The sequence below is a fragment of the Monashia sp. HAY1-5C genome (genome assembly GCF_056755255.1).
The window spans coordinates 1-229 of sequence record NZ_JBPGXG010000899.1 but is presented as its reverse complement, the minus strand read 5'-3'; the positions used below and the strand labels follow the sequence as shown (position 1 = coordinate 229).

At 69.0% G+C, this 229-nt stretch carries 1 pseudogene; it reads left to right on the top strand.

Annotation, left to right across the window (positions count from 1 at the left end):
• Positions 1-229 (top strand): annotated as a pseudogene (locus ACR9ZK_RS23885) (hypothetical protein); the annotation flags it as partial.

Sequence of the window (229 nt, the reverse complement as noted above, 5' to 3'; positions counted from 1 at the left end):
CCTGAAGCCTGCCCTTGCCTGCACCGCCATCCTTGTCGCCGTCCTGAGCCTTGCCGGTTGCGGCGGCGGTGGCGGCGGGTCGTCGTCCAGCACCGTCGTCGTGGCCAATCCGTCCCAGTTCAGCGCGACGGACGTCGTGCTGGGCACCGGTACCGAAGCGACCACCGGCAAGACGGCCACCGTGACCTATACCGGCTGGCTGTACAGCGACACGGCGACGGACCACAAG